Annotated in this window: 20 protein-coding genes and 1 tRNA gene; 14 read left to right on the top strand and 7 right to left on the bottom strand. The window is 64.8% G+C overall.

Going from position 1 to position 15,577, the window contains the following annotated elements; genetic code table 11:
• On the top strand, positions 1 to 789 hold the full coding sequence (locus ACETPF_RS01915) for a Crp/Fnr family transcriptional regulator (protein WP_373932572.1): 789 nt from the start codon (positions 1 to 3) through the stop codon (positions 787 to 789).
• Positions 790 to 843: 54 nt separating this feature from the next.
• Here the strand turns inward: ACETPF_RS01915 and ACETPF_RS01910 are convergent.
• The 4 genes from ACETPF_RS01910 to dapB form a co-directional block, all read right to left on the bottom strand.
• A tRNA-Arg gene (locus ACETPF_RS01910) sits at positions 844 to 920 on the bottom strand.
• Between the two features lie 75 nt (positions 921 to 995).
• On the bottom strand, positions 996 to 1,382 hold the full coding sequence (locus tag ACETPF_RS01905) for a hypothetical protein (protein ID WP_373932571.1): 387 nt from the start codon (positions 1,380 to 1,382) through the stop codon (positions 996 to 998).
• 222 nt (positions 1,383 to 1,604) lie between these two features.
• Positions 1,605 to 2,279, bottom strand: a complete 675-nt coding sequence (gene nth, locus ACETPF_RS01900; RefSeq protein WP_373932570.1) for an endonuclease III — start codon at positions 2,277 to 2,279, stop codon at positions 1,605 to 1,607.
• Positions 2,280 to 3,044: a 4-hydroxy-tetrahydrodipicolinate reductase gene (gene dapB / locus ACETPF_RS01895; protein WP_373932569.1), complete on the bottom strand. Its 765-nt coding sequence runs from the start codon at positions 3,042 to 3,044 to the stop codon at positions 2,280 to 2,282. It lies immediately after the preceding gene.
• Positions 3,045 to 3,588: 544 nt separating this feature from the next.
• On the opposite strand from dapB, the gene ACETPF_RS01890 reads away from it, so the two are divergent.
• The gene (locus ACETPF_RS01890; RefSeq protein WP_373932568.1) at positions 3,589 to 4,341 is read left to right on the top strand and encodes a sulfite exporter TauE/SafE family protein; all 753 of its coding nucleotides are present in this window, start codon (positions 3,589 to 3,591) and stop codon (positions 4,339 to 4,341) included.
• Between the two features lie 23 nt (positions 4,342 to 4,364).
• Here the strand turns inward: ACETPF_RS01890 and purC are convergent, their stop codons facing one another.
• The 3 genes from purC to ACETPF_RS01875 form a co-directional block, all read right to left on the bottom strand.
• Positions 4,365 to 5,147, bottom strand: a complete 783-nt coding sequence (purC, locus tag ACETPF_RS01885) for a phosphoribosylaminoimidazolesuccinocarboxamide synthase (RefSeq protein WP_373932567.1) — start codon at positions 5,145 to 5,147, stop codon at positions 4,365 to 4,367.
• Between the two features lie 130 nt (positions 5,148 to 5,277).
• Entirely contained in the window at positions 5,278 to 5,697 is a 420-nt protein-coding gene (locus ACETPF_RS01880) for a hypothetical protein (protein WP_373932566.1), read from the bottom strand.
• A 53-nt stretch (positions 5,698 to 5,750) separates the two neighbouring features.
• Entirely contained in the window at positions 5,751 to 7,025 is a 1,275-nt protein-coding gene (locus ACETPF_RS01875) for an aminotransferase class V-fold PLP-dependent enzyme (RefSeq protein ID WP_373932565.1), read from the bottom strand.
• A 110-nt stretch (positions 7,026 to 7,135) separates the two neighbouring features.
• On the opposite strand from ACETPF_RS01875, the gene ACETPF_RS01870 reads away from it, so the two are divergent.
• The 12 genes from ACETPF_RS01870 (at position 7,136) to ACETPF_RS01815 (ending at position 15,559) form a co-directional block, all read left to right on the top strand.
• On the top strand, positions 7,136 to 8,236 hold the full coding sequence (locus ACETPF_RS01870; RefSeq protein ID WP_373932564.1) for a L,D-transpeptidase family protein: 1,101 nt from the start codon (positions 7,136 to 7,138) through the stop codon (positions 8,234 to 8,236).
• Positions 8,233 to 8,820 carry a M23 family metallopeptidase gene (locus ACETPF_RS01865; protein WP_373932563.1) on the top strand — a complete coding sequence of 196 codons (588 nt, stop codon included), beginning with the start codon at positions 8,233 to 8,235 and terminating at the stop codon, positions 8,818 to 8,820. The genes ACETPF_RS01870 and ACETPF_RS01865 overlap by 4 nt, the downstream gene beginning before the upstream one ends.
• Before the next feature lie 88 nt (positions 8,821 to 8,908).
• Complete coding sequence (locus tag ACETPF_RS01860; RefSeq protein ID WP_373932562.1) at positions 8,909 to 9,721, top strand: ParA family protein; 813 nt, start codon at positions 8,909 to 8,911, stop codon at positions 9,719 to 9,721.
• Positions 9,722 to 9,781: 60 nt separating this feature from the next.
• The gene (gene efp / locus ACETPF_RS01855; RefSeq protein ID WP_373932561.1) at positions 9,782 to 10,345 is read left to right on the top strand and encodes an elongation factor P; all 564 of its coding nucleotides are present in this window, start codon (positions 9,782 to 9,784) and stop codon (positions 10,343 to 10,345) included.
• Positions 10,345 to 10,713 carry a hypothetical protein gene (locus ACETPF_RS01850; RefSeq protein WP_373932560.1) on the top strand — a complete coding sequence of 123 codons (369 nt, stop codon included), beginning with the start codon at positions 10,345 to 10,347 and terminating at the stop codon, positions 10,711 to 10,713. Before efp ends, ACETPF_RS01850 begins: the two co-directional genes overlap by 1 nt.
• 48 nt (positions 10,714 to 10,761) lie before the next feature.
• The gene (locus ACETPF_RS01845) at positions 10,762 to 11,577 is read left to right on the top strand and encodes an inositol monophosphatase family protein (protein ID WP_373932559.1); all 816 of its coding nucleotides are present in this window, start codon (positions 10,762 to 10,764) and stop codon (positions 11,575 to 11,577) included.
• 128 nt (positions 11,578 to 11,705) lie between these two features.
• The gene (locus ACETPF_RS01840; protein ID WP_373932558.1) at positions 11,706 to 12,080 is read left to right on the top strand and encodes an NADH-quinone oxidoreductase subunit A; all 375 of its coding nucleotides are present in this window, start codon (positions 11,706 to 11,708) and stop codon (positions 12,078 to 12,080) included.
• Complete coding sequence (locus ACETPF_RS01835) at positions 12,071 to 12,625, top strand: NuoB/complex I 20 kDa subunit family protein (RefSeq protein ID WP_373932557.1); 555 nt, start codon at positions 12,071 to 12,073, stop codon at positions 12,623 to 12,625. The genes ACETPF_RS01840 and ACETPF_RS01835 overlap by 10 nt, the downstream gene beginning before the upstream one ends.
• 1 nt (position 12,626) lies before the next feature.
• Positions 12,627 to 13,463: an NADH-quinone oxidoreductase subunit C gene (locus tag ACETPF_RS01830; RefSeq protein WP_373932556.1), complete on the top strand. Its 837-nt coding sequence runs from the start codon at positions 12,627 to 12,629 to the stop codon at positions 13,461 to 13,463.
• Positions 13,463 to 14,698, top strand: coding sequence for an NADH-quinone oxidoreductase subunit D (locus ACETPF_RS01825; protein WP_373932555.1), 1,236 nt, complete (start codon positions 13,463 to 13,465; stop codon positions 14,696 to 14,698). Before ACETPF_RS01830 ends, ACETPF_RS01825 begins: the two co-directional genes overlap by 1 nt.
• Complete coding sequence (locus ACETPF_RS01820; protein WP_373932554.1) at positions 14,695 to 14,901, top strand: hypothetical protein; 207 nt, start codon at positions 14,695 to 14,697, stop codon at positions 14,899 to 14,901. Before ACETPF_RS01825 ends, ACETPF_RS01820 begins: the two co-directional genes overlap by 4 nt.
• Positions 14,894 to 15,559: a complex I 24 kDa subunit family protein gene (locus ACETPF_RS01815; protein ID WP_373932553.1), complete on the top strand. Its 666-nt coding sequence runs from the start codon at positions 14,894 to 14,896 to the stop codon at positions 15,557 to 15,559. Before ACETPF_RS01820 ends, ACETPF_RS01815 begins: the two co-directional genes overlap by 8 nt.
• Positions 15,560 to 15,577 lie beyond the last annotated feature (18 nt).

Raw genomic sequence — 15,577 nt, 5'->3', positions numbered from 1 at the left:
ATGACCCAAGCCAAGGCTAAACCAGACCCAGAGGAGTTGATGCCCAGCGGCCACCCCGCCTTTCGCCCGTTTCTCCGCCGGCTGCTGCACCGCTCCGTCCTTAACGAGGAGGAGCAGCAGGCGATCCTTGCGCTCAATGGCCGGGAAGTCGAGATCGAGCCACATCGCGACATCGTGCGGCCGGGCGAAGTGACGGACTTTTCCTGCCTGGTCGTGTCGGGCCTCGCCGCGCGCTTCGGCCAGCTCCGCGATGGTCAGCGGCAGATCACCGCCATCCACATCCCCGGCGACATGTGCGACCTCTATTCGCTGATGCTGCCCAAGGTCGAATGGGCGCTTCAGGCGCTGTCGGCGCGGTTGACGGTCGTGAAGGTGCCGCATCGCGACTTGCTGGAGCTGGTGCGGACCTATCCCAGGATCGGCGAAGCCTTCTGGCGGGACACGACCGCCGACGGGTCGATCGTCGCGCAATGGGTGGTAAGCGTCGGCCGTCGCGATGCGCGTATGCGGACCGCGCATCTGTTCTGCGAGATCGGCGTGCGGATGGAGCGCGCGGGCCTTGGCCGCCGCACCGAGTTCGACCTGCCGGCGATCCAGACCCAGCTTGCCGACGCGCTCGGCATGACGCCTGTCCATATGAACCGGATCATCCGCGGGCTACGGCAGGACGGGCTGCTGATCCTGAAGGGGCGCGACGTGCAGATACCCGATTGGGAAGCGCTCGCCATGACCGGCCAGTTCGACGGCGGCTATCTGGAAATGGACATGCCGCCGCTGGGGCGGGTGTAGATCTCAAGCCCCGCCGCCTTCCATCAGTGCGTGTGGCTATCCCGATGGAAGTGGTGGCGCACCCTAGAGGATTCGAACCTCTGGCCTTTGCCTTCGGAGGGCAACGCTCTATCCAGCTGAGCTAAGGGTGCGTGACGCGGGTCAGGAGGGGCGGTTAGCAAAGTCCTTCGCGGCGCGCCAGCATCAAAATCGCGTCACGCCCAATCTTATGTCGCCGGTTTTTCCATCGGCTGGAATTGGCCGAGGCCGCAGCTGGCGCCCGGTTGCAGACCGGGGCCGGTGTTCCAGAGAACGGTGATGATGTCGACCGAGCAGAGCTGCGACAGGCTGGTGCGGTAGGAAAAGCGTTTTTCGAAGCCGAGGCTGGGGCAGCTGTAGGGCAGGGTGTTGCGGTAGATCTTGCGGTTGGTGGTGACGAAATCGATGGTGCGGTCGTCGCGCACGTTGGTCGAGCGGATCGCGCGGATCTGGATGCAGTCGACGGGCTTGCCGGCGGCGACGAATGGGTCCGGGCGATCGGCGGCGAGGACGGGAAGGGCGATGCCGGCGAGAACGAGGCCGGCGATCAGACGGGACGAACGGAAACGAACCATGGCTGCTCTCCTGCACTATGCCGGATAGACGGCGCGCAATTGCTTGATCCGTTGATCCATAGCACGGCCCGCCTGAACCGCGCGATAACGGATCATGGCCTAGGGCGGATCGACATTCAGCCCTGGCGGCCTGCAAATGGTAGCTTTCCGAGCTTCCGGTGCTCACGTACTTTTAGTACGCTGCGCTCCGGGTCTCAGAAATCCACCATTTTCGGCACGCCATCATCTGAATGTCGATCCGCCCTTGGGGCCCTTTGCGGGGGGCGGCGGCGTCTTGGGCTTGTAGCGGCACAGGTCGGCGACGATGCAGCGCCAGCATTCGGGCCGCCGCGCCTTGCATACATAGCGGCCCTGCAGGATCAGCCAGTGATGGGCGTCGCGGCGGAAGGGGGCGGGAACCCGCTTGTCGAGCTTCTGTTCGACCGCCAGCACCGTCTTGCCCGGCGCGAGGCCGGTGCGGTTGCCGACGCGGAAGATGTGCGTGTCCACGGCGAAGGCTTCCTGGCCGAAGGCGGTGTTGACGACGACATTGGCGGTCTTGCGCCCGACGCCCGGCAGGGTGGTCAGCGTGTCGCGATCCTGCGGCACCTCTCCGTGAAAATCGCGGACCAATATTTCGGACAGGGCGATGACATTCTTCGCCTTGGCGTTGAAGAGGCCGATCGTCTTGATGCGCGTTTTGAGCCCTTCTTCGCCCAGGTCGATCATCTGCTGCGGGGTCGTCACATCGCGGAAAAGCGCGCGGGTCGCCTTGTTGACGCCGACATCGGTCGCCTGCGCCGACAGGACGACAGCGACCAGCAGCTGATAGTCGTTGCCGTATTCCAGCTCGGTCTGCGGAGCCGGGTTCGTCTCCGCCAGGCGACTGAAGAAGTCGAAAATCTGCGCCTTGTTCATCTACAGCCCCAGCACTCCCTTCATGTCGTAGCGACCGACGGGCTGGCGGCCGAGCCAGAGCGCGCCCTTCACTGCGCCGCGCGCGAAGATGATGCGGTTTTCGGCGCGGTGGCCGATCTCGATGCGCTCCCCATCGGCGGCGAAGATGACCTGGTGATCGCCGGCGACCGATCCACCCCGCAAGGCGGCAAAGCCGATCGCGCCGGTCGCGCGCGCGCCGGTGATGCCGTCGCGGCCTCGTTCGCTATGGTCGGCGAGCGCGATGCCGCGCCCCCGCGCCGCCGCTTCGCCAAGCAGCAGAGCCGTGCCGGAGGGGGCATCGACCTTGTGCCGATGGTGCATCTCGACGATTTCGATGTCCCAGTCGTCGCCCAGGCTCGCGGCGGCGCGCTCGACCAAGGCGGCCAGGATGTTGACGCCCAATGAGGTGTTGCCGGTCTGGAGCACCGGGATATGCGCGGCGGCGCGATCGATGAGCGCGTGGTGCGTGGCCTCAATCCCCGTGGTGCCGATGAGGATGGGCTTGCGTGCGTCGACACAGGCGTCGAGATGGGCGGAGAGTGCGGAGGGGACGGAGAAGTCGATCAGCACGTCGGCCGCCTGCGCCAGCGCGCGCGGGTCGGCGGTCATGGCGATGCCGGGCGCGATTTCGCCGAGCGGCTCGCGGTCGGTGCCGCCGGCGAGCGGCGTGGCGGTTTCCGTCGCCACCTGCGCGATCGCGCGGCCCATGCGCCCCGCCGCGCCGAAAATGCCGATGCTCGTCATATCTGTTCACCCCGAATGTCGTGGGCCGCGCGATGCCAGAGCGGGGCCGCTTTGTCATCCCCGCCCCGTCCGCCCTGGGTCGCGGGGCCGAAGTATACAGTGTCGTGGGCTGTTCTGGGGGGAAAGCGCCTGCGACGCACCCGCGACGCGCCTGGAACGCGTCTGCCGGGTCATGACCGCGTCACTATCGGGTCACGGGGACGCGCCGGCAAGGTCACGGATAGGTGCCTGTAGCGCATCTGTAGCGCGTCGGTGGCCGTCAGGGCGGCGTAGGATGGGAAGGGTGGCATCGGCCAGTGTAGATCAGATGAAATCCAACATTCGAAGAGGGCATAACCGTTAAATTGGTCGCCCCGGTTCTGCCGACAGGCAGGAGAAGCGTGACACGAGGTCCGATTCCTCACCCGTCAAGAAGCGGGATGCCGGGTCAAGCCCGGCATGACGAAGGCGTTCAAGGCCGCTCTTGTGCCATGGGCCGCTCACCTCACGCCCGTTGCGGCCATTCACCATTTCCCTTCCGTGGTGCTTCCCCTAAGCGGGCGCGATGCAGATCGATCTTCTTTATATCAGCTGCGCCGTCATCGCAGTAGTGATTTCCGGGCTTGCCAAGGGCGGGTTTGCCGGGGTGGGGGCGCTGGCGATGCCGGTCATGGCGCTGGGGGTCGATCCGGTGCGCGGCGCGGCGATCCTGTTGCCGATCCTGATCCTTCAGGATGCGGTGAGCGTCTGGGCGTTTCGCAAAAGTTGGGACGCGGGCATATTGAAGGTCATGCTGCCCGGCGCGGCGGTAGGGATCGCGATCGGCTGGCTGTTCGCGGCGCGGGTCTCGGAGGTCGCGGTGCTGGGCGCGCTTGGGGCGATCTCCGTGCTGTTCGGGCTCCAGCGCCTGTGGGTGGAACGCGGCAAGGCCGTGGTGCTGCCGTCCAATTCGCCCGGCTGGGTCGGCTTTCTGTTCGGCATTGCGAGCGGCTTCACCAGCCAGCTCGCCCATGCCGGGTCGCCGCCCTTCCAGATGTGGGTGCTGCCCAAGAAGCTGCCGCGCGACATGCTGGTGGGCACGACCGCCATCGCCTTTGCCGCGATGAACTGGATGAAAGTGCCGGCCTATGCCGCGCTGGGCCAGTTCACGCGCGCCAATCTGCTGGCGACGGCGATGCTGGTTCCGGTGGCGATAGCGGCGACCTTCGCGGGCGTATGGCTGGTCCGCAGGATCGATGCGGCGCGTTTCTACACGCTCATCTACATCATGATGATCTTGCTGGGGTTGAAGCTGATCACCGATGCGCTGACGGCGTGAGCGGCGGGGCTTTACGCCCCGCGTCAGTCCTTCTCGCGCTTCTTGCGATGGGTGTCGAGGTCGAGGACAGTGGTGTCCAGCCCTTCGGGAAGAAGCCCAAGACGCCGTGCAACTTCCTGATAAGCTTCGACTTCGCCGCCAAGATCGCGGCGGAAGCGATCCTTGTCCAGCTTCTCGCCGGTCGCCATGTCCCACAGGCGGCAACCGTCCGGGCTGATTTCGTCGGCCAGGATGACGCGGCTGTAATCGCCGTCATAGAGCCGGCCGAATTCCAGTTTGAAGTCGACGAGGCGGATGCCGATGCCGGCGAACAGGCCGCACAGGAAATCGTTCACCCGGATCGCCATGTCGGCGATGTCGTGCATTTCCTCCTGCGTGGCCCAGCCGAAGCAGGCGATATGCTCTTCCGACACCATCGGGTCGCCGAGCGCGTCGTCCTTGTAGCAATATTCGATCAGCGTGCGGGGGAGCTGCGTGCCTTCCTCGATGCCGAGCTTCTTGGAAAGCGATCCGGCGGCGACGTTGCGGACCACAACCTCGATCGGAATGATCTCGACCTGGCGGACCAGCTGCTCGCGCATGTTGAGACGGCGGATGAAGTGGGTGGGGACGCCGATCTGGCCGAGCAGGGTGAAGACATGCTCGGAGATGCGGTTGTTGAGAACGCCCTTGCCGGAAATGGTGCCCTTTTTCTGCGCGTTGAAGGCGGTGGCGTCATCCTTGAAATATTGGATGATCGTGCCGGGCTCCGGGCCTTCATAGAGGATCTTTGCCTTGCCTTCGTAGATCTGGCGGCGACGGGCCATGCGCGTTCCTGTCTTTTTCGTCAAAAACAATGCGCCCCGGCAACGCGAATCGGGAGGGATCAGCGGGTGCCGGGGCTGTCAGCGCGGCCCATAGAACAAAGCGGCATCGGGTGCAATTGCAGTGGACGGGCTAGGGCGAGCGTCGCTCGCGCAGCCAGCGGACGAAATGTTCCAGCCCTACCAGCGTGCCACCGCCAAGAGCGGCGAGAAAACCCAGATAAAGGCCGAAAAATGGGGCCGCCAAGGGTGCGGTGGATCGGCTCGTGAAGTCCCCGGTCATCAAAAAACGGCACAGGATTGCCAGCATCACAACCGATGCACTCAAAAGCACCGTTTTGACGACGATATGCCGCGCGAGATATATACACCCCGCAAGCGCAAGCTGTGCTGCGCCGAGAAATGGCGTCAGGAGCAGAAATCCGAGGGGGGCCATAATAAGTTCACCCCAAGCCGAAAAATCACCTAAAATGGCGAAACACATGCCTGTGCTAAGGAACGAAAGCGCAACGGCGAGGACCAATATTTTCTTCTCGATCGCGCGCCTGAGCATCCGCCGATCTTCGCACATTTCCGGCGAATTTCAATCAGTCATGCGTTTGCAAGCTACACTCCCTTCATCTTCCGATACTCGTCATACAGGCCGAGGAAGCGGTCGATGTCGGCCTTGCTCATGAAATAGGGGGTGGCGAGGCGGAGTTTGCTGGGGTTGCCGCCGCGGATGCGGACCTTGTGGTTGGTCCAGAGCCAGTCTTGCAATTCCATGCGCTGCACCGGAGGGATATTCACCGTGGCGATGGCACCGCGCAGATAGGGGTCTGGCGAGGTCCAGCTTTCCGCGCCGCGCTTCATCATCTCACCATGGATATAGTCGGCAAGGCTGCGCCCGCGCGCCTCGATCCGGTCCATGCCGATCTGATTGGCGAGCGCGATGGCGGCGTTGAGGCCCATCAGCGTCGGGATGCAGGACGATCCGATCTGCATGTAGCGATCGGCCATCCGCGTGGGATCGTCATAGCCGCCGGTGGCGATGGTGTTCCACACCCGGTCCATGACGCTCCGGTCGCGCAGGTAGAGGAAGCCGGTGCCCTTGGTCGCGAAGAGCCATTTGTGCATGGAGCCCGTGTAAAGGTCGCAGCCCATGTCGTTCAAATCGACCTTGATCATGCCGGGCGCGTGGGCGCCGTCGAATGCCGATAGGATACCCTTCGACCGGGCCAGAGCCGCGATCTCCTTGGCGGGCAGGACGACGCCGGTGGCGGTGCTGATATGGCTGACGAAGATGATGCGGGTCTTGGGTGTGATGGCGTCGTTGATGCGGTTGAGAATCTCCGCCGCGTTCTTGGGCGGCTTGGGCATGGCGAATTTCTTGACCACCACGCCATAGCGGCGGGAGCGCAGCATCCAGGGCATTTCGCCCGATCCATGTTCCTCGTCGCTGATGAGGACTTCGTCGCCCGGCTTCATGTCGAAGCCGTTGGCGACATAGCTGTTCGCCTCCGTGCAGTTGCGTAGGATCGCCATCTGTTCGGTCCGCGCACCCATGAAATCGGCGAAGGGCTTGCGATATTCCTCCCACGGACCGTAGCCCCAGATCGGGTAATCCTCCGACGCTGCCTGGGTCATCTGCTCGGTCTGCTCGAAGCCTTCGAAGATCGCCTTCAGCACCGGGCGGGGGGAGGAGCCGACGGTCCCGACGTTGAGGTTCACGACGTCGGCGGGGATGAGGAATTGCTGGCGCAGCGCCTGCCAATAGGCGTCCTGGTCGCGGCCGTAGAGGTTGGCGGCGGGCAGGGGGACGCGCTTGAGCGCCTGCGCGCTCGCAGGGCCGGCGAGCGACAGGCCCGCGGCGCTGCCCAGGAAGGAACGGCGGTCGAACATTCGGCACCTCATTCGTGTCTTGTGTAAAGGGAAAACGAGCCGGACGCGCAAATCCGCCGCAGCTTTCCGCCATCCCATGCGTTGGGTGCGTAACGACCATCGGAGGACGGATGCGCAAGACGAGCCTGCTGATCGCCACGCTGCTGTGCGGGGCGTGCAATGTAACCGTGACGGATGCCAATGACAGCGCGCCCGCCGCCAACGAGGCCCAGGCCGCGCCGTCCCAGGCCGGGCCTTCGGCGGCACGGCCGAGCGACGGCGATTATGCGTTTCAGGTGGTGGAGGACAGCCGGCCCTATCAGCCCAATCGCATCCTTCAGGCGCAGGTGGCGCTCGACAGCCGGGGCTTTTCGCCCGGCGTGCTCGATGGGAAGGACGGGATGAGTTTCAAGGCGGCGTTGCGCGGCTTCCAGGAGTCCAACAAACTGCCGGTGACGGGCGAATATGACGAGCGGACGGCCGCGGCGCTGATGGAGGGCGAGGCGCGGCCGGCGACATGGCTGGTGACGATTCCCGAGGGTTTCGCGCGCGGGCCGTTCTTCAACGTGCCGCGCGACCTTAATGAACAGGCGAAACTGCCGGCGCTGACCTACCGCAACCTGCTGGAGAAACTGGCGGAGCGCTTCCATACCACGCCCGAGGCGCTGGTGGCGCTTAATGGGCCAGGGACGAAGGTGGCGGCGGGGGCGACGATCCGGGTGCCGGCGGTGGAGAACCAGCCGATCGCGCGGATCGAGGGCGACCAGCGCGGCTGGGGCCAGACGCTCGCGAGCCTGGGGGTTGCGAAGGAGCAGCCACAGGCGGACCATCTCGTCGTCGACAAGTCCGAAGGGCTGTTGAAGGTGTATGACGCCGACAACCGGATGATCGCGCAATTTCCGGTGACGACGGGATCGGAGCATGATCCGCTGCCGATCGGCGAATGGACGATCAAGGGCGTGAGCCGCAATCCCGACTTCCACTACAATCCCGACCTCTTCTGGGACGCGTCGTCGAAGGACCAGAAGGCCGTGCTCAAGCCCGGTCCCAATGGCCCCGTCGGCGTGGTGTGGATCGACATCAGCAAGGATCATTACGGCATTCACGGCACGCCCGAGCCGCAGACGATCGGGCGGACGGAAAGCCATGGCTGCATCCGCCTCACCAACTGGGATGCGGCGCGTCTGGCCCAGATGGTGAAGAGCGGCATGAAGGCACGGTTCCAGGCATGACCGCGCGGCGGTGGGGCGGCATCGCCGTCGCGCTGCTGCTGTGCGTCGCCTTCGCGCGGTTCTGCGTGCGGATCGTGCCGGCTGATGGGCCGGAGGAGCACGCGCCGCCGGCCGCGCAGAAGCCGGCCGTGCAGACGCCGGTTGATGCCGGCGCGCTGCTGATCCCGGTCGACGGGGTGCCGCCTTCCGCGCTTACGGATAGCTTCGCCCAGGCGCGCGCCGGGGGCGCGCGGGCGCATGACGCCATTGACATCATGGCGGCGCGGGGCCGGCGCGTTATCGCGGCGGCCGACGGACGGATCGAGAAGATCTTCTGGAGCGAGGAGGGCGGGCGTACCCTCTACCAGCGGTCGCGCGACGGCAGGCTGCTTTATTATTACGCCCATCTGGACAGCTACGCGCCGGGATTGGGCGAGGGGATGGCGCTGCGGCGCGGGCAGGGGATCGGGAGCGTCGGCAGCACCGGCAACGCCGATCCGGCCGCGCCGCACCTGCATTTCGCGGTTCATGTCATGCGGCCGGGCGAGCCATGGTATGGCGGACAGGCGATCAACCCCTATCCGCTGCTGGTGCGGCCAAGATGACGTAGGGGAAACATGGTTACGCCATTTGTAACCATGATGCGACTCGCATATGATCGCCCACGCGGCGGGGGCCGCGCGGGAGGCGGGCATGGCTTCTGTTGCGATTTTCAATTCCAAGGGGGGCGTCGGCAAGACGACGCTGGCGGTCAATCTGGCATGGGAAGCGGCACGGGCCGGGCATCGCGTGCTGCTGTGGGAGATGGACGAGGGCGGCGATAGCAGCTGGCTGATGTCCGAAGGCCCGGCCATGCCCCGGCCCGACATGGAACAAGTGGTCAACGGGCTGCAACCCATCGACGACAGCGTGCATCCCAGCAAATATCCCGGCATCGCCTGCATCGCCGGGGACAACAGCGCGCGGCGGACCGATCGTTTCTTCGTGCGGATGCGCCGCGAGCGCCGCATGGTCGCCCTGATGGATGGCCTCAAGGCGCGGTTCGACGTGATCGTCATGGATTGTTCGCCCGGCTTCAGCGACGCCAACCGGCAGATATTGATGCTGGCCGACCTGGTGATCGTGCCGACCATTCCGTCGATCCTGTCGATGCGGGGGATGCAACGGGTGCGGCAGTTTCTGACCCGCTATCGCGACCGGGCCCACCCGCCGATCCTGCCGGTCTTTTCGATGGTCGATCGCCGGCGCAAGGGGCACAAGGCGGCGCTGGCGCAATATCCGGCCTGGCCCTGCATCCCGATGGCGGCCGAGATCGAGCAGATGGCCGATCGCCGCGCACCAGTCGGGGCGTTCGCGCCGTCGGGCGCGGCAGCGGCGCTGTTCGGCGGGCTGTGGGACGGGGTGGAGGACAAGCTGCGCAAGATGCGCCGCATCCGCGCGCCCCGCCATGACGGGCACATCGCGGTCCCGGCCGCGGAGCCGGCCCCCCTTGCCCTTCCAGCCTGAGGGATGTAGAGGCACCGCCGTTCTTTATCATCCTTCGGAAAAATACAGGCAGGCGGTCCCATGAAGATCAGCGGCGTGGACATTCGTCCCGGCAACAATATCGAATATGAAGGCGGCCTGTGGCGCGCCGTCAAGATTCAGCACACCCAGCCCGGCAAGGGCGGCGCCTATATGCAGGTGGAGCTGAAGAACCTGATCGACGGGCGCAAGAACAATGTCCGCTTCCGTTCCGCCGAAACGGTCGAGCGCATCCGTCTCGACACGAAGGATTTCCAGTATCTCTACGCCGAAGGCGACATGCTGGTGTTCATGGACACCGAAACCTACGAGCAGATCAATCTGCCGCAGGATCTGATCGGTGACGCCGCCGCCTTCCTTCAGGACGGCATGATGGTGGTGCTGGAAATGTATGACGAGCGCCCGATCAGCGTGCAGTTGCCCGAAACCATCGAGGCGACGGTCGTGGAGGCCGACGCGGTGGTGAAGGGGCAGACCGCTTCGGCCAGCTACAAGCCCGCGATTCTCGACAATGGCGTGCGCGTCATGGTGCCGCCGCACATCGTCACCGGCACGCGCATCGTCGTCGATGTCTATGCGCGCGAATATGTGAAGCGGGCCGACTGATGCGGCTGGCGCGCGGCAGAGCAGGGGCGGCGATCCTGGCGATCGCCCTCATGCCGGCTGTGCTCCATGCCCAGACGACCGCGCCGGCCCGGCCGAGCCGCGCCCAGATCGACAACGCCGCGCAGGTGTTGCGGATCATCATGACCGCGCTGCAGTCGAGCGAGGTCGGGCAGCCGGTCAAGAACGCGCTGTTCGATTGCGTCTATTCCAACCCCATCGGCATGGTGAGCGCCGAGACCGACAAGGTGATCGCCGCCAATACGGGCAAGGTCGATCGGAAGGACGCGTCGCAGATGCTGGCGGTGATCGCGGGTGTTTGCGGATATCGCGCCGCCGCCCCGGCGGCCAAGCCTGCCCCCCAAAGATAGCAAACCAACCGCGCCTGCCCCTGATGCGGCGCGGCGGAGACAAAGACCATGGTATCGCACTCCGGCCTTCTGACCGTCATGGAACGCGCCGCGCGCAAGGCCGGCTCCAGGCTGCGCCGCGATTTCGGCGAGGTCGAGCATCTTCAGGTGAGCCGCAAGGGGCCGGCCGACTTCGTGTCGAAGGCCGACCAGCAGGCCGAGCGCACGCTGGTCGAGGAACTCCAGAAGGCGCGGCCCGATTGGGGTTTCCTGCTGGAGGAGGGCGGTGTCATCGATGGCGACCCGACCAAGCCCCGCTGGATCATCGACCCGCTCGACGGCACTACCAATTTCCTGCACGGCATCCCGCATTTCGCCATTTCGATCGCGGTGGAAGAACCGCTATATGGCGGCAACAAGCGCGAGGTCACGACCGGCCTTATCTACCAGCCGGTGACCGACGAAAGCTATTGGGCGGAAAAGAGCCGGGGGGCGTGGCGGCACGACCAGCGGCTGCGGGTATCGGCGCGCCGCGACCTGGGCGATTGCGTCATCGCGACCGGCATTCCGTTCATGGGCCATGGCGACTTGGCGCAATGGACGCGCATCTTCGGCGCGGTGGCGCCGTCGGTCGCGGGCATCCGCCGCTTCGGCGCGGCCTCGCTCGATCTCGCCCATGTGGCGTCCGGCCGTTATGACGGCTATTGGGAAAGCGGCCTGCAACCGTGGGATGTCGCCGCCGGCCTGCTGCTGGTGCGGGAGGCGGGCGGCTTCACGAGCGATTTCCGGGGCGGTGATCAGATGATCGAGCGGCAGGAAGTGATCGCCGGAAACGACGCTATTCATTCCAAATTGCACAAGTTGGTGGCCGGCGCGTTGCGCTGATGTAACAGACGTCCAGCGTTTCGGGTGACTGCCCTTTTTTGCGAGTCATTCTCACCGCCGCCGCCCCTTGCTTCGCATGTGCAGCGGGCCTAAAGCGCGCCCACAACCTTTTCGCCCAGGGGATACCGTTGGTCGATCTAAGCCAATATCTGCCGATCCTGATCTTTCTCGGGGTCGCGCTGCTGCTCTCCGGCACGTTCGTTTTCCTGCCGATGCTGGTGGGCCGCCTGACCGGCGCGCACCAGCCAGACCCCGCCAAGCTCAGCGAATATGAGTGCGGATTTCCAGCGTTCGAGGAGCCGCGCAGCCAGTTCGACGTGCGCTTCTACCTCGTCGCCATCCTGTTCATCATTTTCGACCTGGAGGCGGCGTTCCTCTTTCCCTGGGCGGTGAGCCTGGACCAGATCGGCTGGGCCGGCTGGGCGACCATGATGATCTTCATAGCGGAGCTGGTGCTCGGCCTCGTCTATGCGTGGAAGAAGGGAGCACTCGATTGGGAGTAGAACTCACGACGCCAGCGCCCGGCACCCTGCCGCCGCTCGGCACCCAGCCCGATCAGGCCTTCTTCGACTCGCTGAACGGCGAAGTGAACGACAAGGGCTTTCTCGTCACCTCGACCGAGGAGCTGTTCCAGTGGGCGCGCACCGGGTCGCTGTGGTGGATGACCTTCGGCCTTGCCTGCTGCGCGGTGGAGATGATCCACGTCAACATGCCGCGTTACGACATGGAACGCTTCGGCGCGGCGCCGCGCGCGTCCCCGCGCCAGAGCGACGTGATGATCGTCGCCGGCACGCTGTGCAACAAGATGGCCCCGGCGCTCCGCAAGGTCTATGACCAGATGTCCAACCCGAAATATGTGATTTCGATGGGCAGCTGCGCCAATGGCGGCGGCTATTATCATTACAGCTATTCGGTGGTTCGCGGGTGCGACCGCATCGTGCCGGTGGACATCTACGTTCCCGGCTGTCCGCCGACCGCCGAGGCGCTGCTCTATGGCGTGATGCAGTTGCAGCGGAAGATCCGCCGCATCGGAACGATTGAGCGCTGATATGGGCCATTCCGCACCGAAGATCGCGACCATCGACGGGATCGCCGAGGAAATCGGCGGGCTGCTGGGGTCGATGCTGGTGGAGACCGTCCACCATGCCGATGAATATAGCTTTACCGTCGTGCGCGAGAGCCTGGCCGAAGCGCTGACGCTGTTGCGCGATCGCGCCGGCTATCAGCAGCTGATGGAGATTGCCGGGGTCGACTATCCCGACCGTCCCGAACGGTTCGAGGTCTGCTATCATCTCCTCAGCGTCACCCGGAACCATCGCGTGCGGGTGAAGGTGACGACCGACGAGGATAGGCCCGTTCCGTCCGTCACGCACATCTGGCCGGTCGCCGGCTGGCTGGAGCGCGAGGTGTTCGACATGTATGGCGTGGTGTTCGACGGCAATGCCGACCTGCGCCGCATCCTGACCGACTATGGCTTCAAGGGTCATCCGCAGCGCAAGGACTTTCCGCTGACCGGCTATGTCGAGCTGCGTTATTCGGAGGAAGACAAGCGCGTCGTCTATGAGCCGGTCAAGCTGGCGCAGGATTTCCGCAGCTTCGACTTCATGAGTCCGTGGGAAGGCGCGGAATATATCCTGCCCGGCGACGAGAAGGCCCCGCAGGCGCCCGGCGCGCCGTCGCCTGCCGCTGCGCCGCCGCCGCCTCCTGCCGCGCCAAAGGGTGACGCTGCGGCTGCGACGCCCAAGGTGACCGAGAAGAAAGAAGACACCGGCGCGGGCGAAGCCGCCAACGCGAAGGCGGCGGAGAAATCGGCTGACGCGCCGGTCAAGCCGGAACACCATACCGACGAGGGCAAAGGCGTCGCCAAGCCCGAGGACAAGGGCTGATGGCAGACTATCTCGACGAACTGGCGCACCGCACCGACGCGGCCGATCCGACGCTGGGCGACACGGACATCCAGAATTACACGATCAATTTCGGCCCGCAGCATCCCGCCGCGCACGGCGTGCTGCGGCTCGTCATGGAACTGGACGGCGAGATCGTGGAGCGGTGCGACCCCCATGTGGGCCTGCTGCATCGCGGCACCGAGAAGCTCATCGAATACAAGACCTATCTTCAGGCGCTGCCCTATTTCGACCGGCTCGACTATTGTTCGCCGCTCGGGATGGAACACTCCTACGTTCTGGCGGTCGAGAAGCTGCTGAATCTGGAAGTGCCGCTGCGCGCGCAATATCTGCGCGTCTTTTTCGCGGAACTGACCCGCATCTGCAATCACATGCTGAACCTGGGTTCGCACGTCATGGATGTGGGCGCGATGACGCCCAACCTGTGGCTGTTCGAAATCCGCGAGGATTGCCTCAACTTCTTCGAGCGGGCGTCGGGCGCGCGGATGCACTCGGCTTATTTCCGGCCGGGTGGCGTGCATCAGGATGTGCCGCTGAAGCTCCTGACCGACATCGCCGACTGGCTCGACACGCGCCTGCCGCGCCTGTTCGAGGATGCGATGAGCCTGGTCGCGGACAACCGCATCTTCAAGCAGCGCAATGTCGACATTGCCGTGGTCAGCAAGGAAGACGCCCTGAAATGGGGCTTTTCCGGCCCGATGATCCGCGGCAGCGGCATCCCTTGGGACATCCGCAAGGCGCAGCCCTACGACGTCTATGACCGCATGGAGTTCGACGTCCCGGTCGGCACCAATTTCGACTGCTACGACCGGTTCATGGTCCGCGTCGAGGAGGTCCGCCAGTCCGCGCGGATCATGAAGCAGTGCCTCAATGAAATGCCCGAAGGTCCGATCGCCAGCTTCGACCGCAAGGTGGTGCCGCCCAAGCGCGGCGAGATGAAGCGATCGATGGAGGCGCTCATCCACCACTTCAAGCTCTATACCGAGGGCTTCCACGTGCCCGCCGGCGAGGTCTATGTGGCGACCGAAAGCCCCAAGGGCGAATTCGGCGTCTATCTCGTCGCGGACGGCAGCAACAAGCCCTATCGTTGCAAGATCCGCCCCACGGCCTTCTCGCACCTGCAGGCGATGGACTTCATGATGAAGGGCCACATGCTCGCCGACACCACCGCCGTGCTGGGCGCGATGGACATCGTGTTCGGGGAGTGTGACCGGTGACGAGCTGGCGCTTTTTTAGAGTGGCTGCCAAACAGTTTTGCTTCGGCTTCACGCTGTTTACGCTCGGCGGTTGGGCTCGTTCGCGAGCGGATGTTGTGGAGTTCGGTATCGTCGCAGGACTAGTTTGCGTGGCTTTCGGGCTTTGGCAGGAATTTACTGAAGCGCCCCTTGATGTTTTGCTTTCGGAGCCAAAGCATGGCTGACGCACCCCATATTCCCGACGAAGCCGAGACCCGCGCGCGCTGGGGCGCGTTTGCGTGGACGGCTGAAAACGCCGCGCAGGCGGAGAAGGTCATCGCCCGCTATCCCGCCGGCCGCCAGCAGTCTGCGGTGATGCCGCTGCTCGATCTCGCTCAGCGGCAGGTCGGCGCGGAGACGCAGACGCAGGGCTGGCTGCCCGTGCCGGTGATGGAATATATCGGGCGGCAGCTCGATATGCCGTATATGCGTGTCTATGAGGTCGCGACCTTCTACACCATGTACAACCTCGCGCCGGTCGGCCGCTATCATGTGCAGGTGTGCGGCACGACGCCCTGCATGTTGCGCGGCTCCGACGATGTGTTCGCGGCCTGCAAGAACAAGGGGCTGGTGAAGGGCGCGACCACACCCGATGGCCTGTTCACCCTGACCGAGGTCGAGTGCCTGGGCGCGTGCGCCAACGCGCCGATGGTCCAGATCAACGACGACAATTATGAAGACCTGACCTATGACAGCATGACGGCGGTGCTGGACACGCTGGCGGCTGGTGGTCAGCCCAAGATCGGGCCGCAGATCGACCGCCAGACGAGCGCGCCCGAAGGCGGCCCGACGACGCTGAAAGAGATGATCAGCGAAAATCACGACTATCGGGGAGAGTGGTGATGACCATTCCGCTCGAAA

The organism is Sphingobium agrisoli (genome assembly GCF_041877245.1).
Classification (GTDB): domain Bacteria; phylum Pseudomonadota; class Alphaproteobacteria; order Sphingomonadales; family Sphingomonadaceae; genus Sphingobium.
The sequence above is the reverse complement of the archived record's forward strand: the minus strand, read 5'-3'. Positions and strand labels throughout refer to the sequence as shown.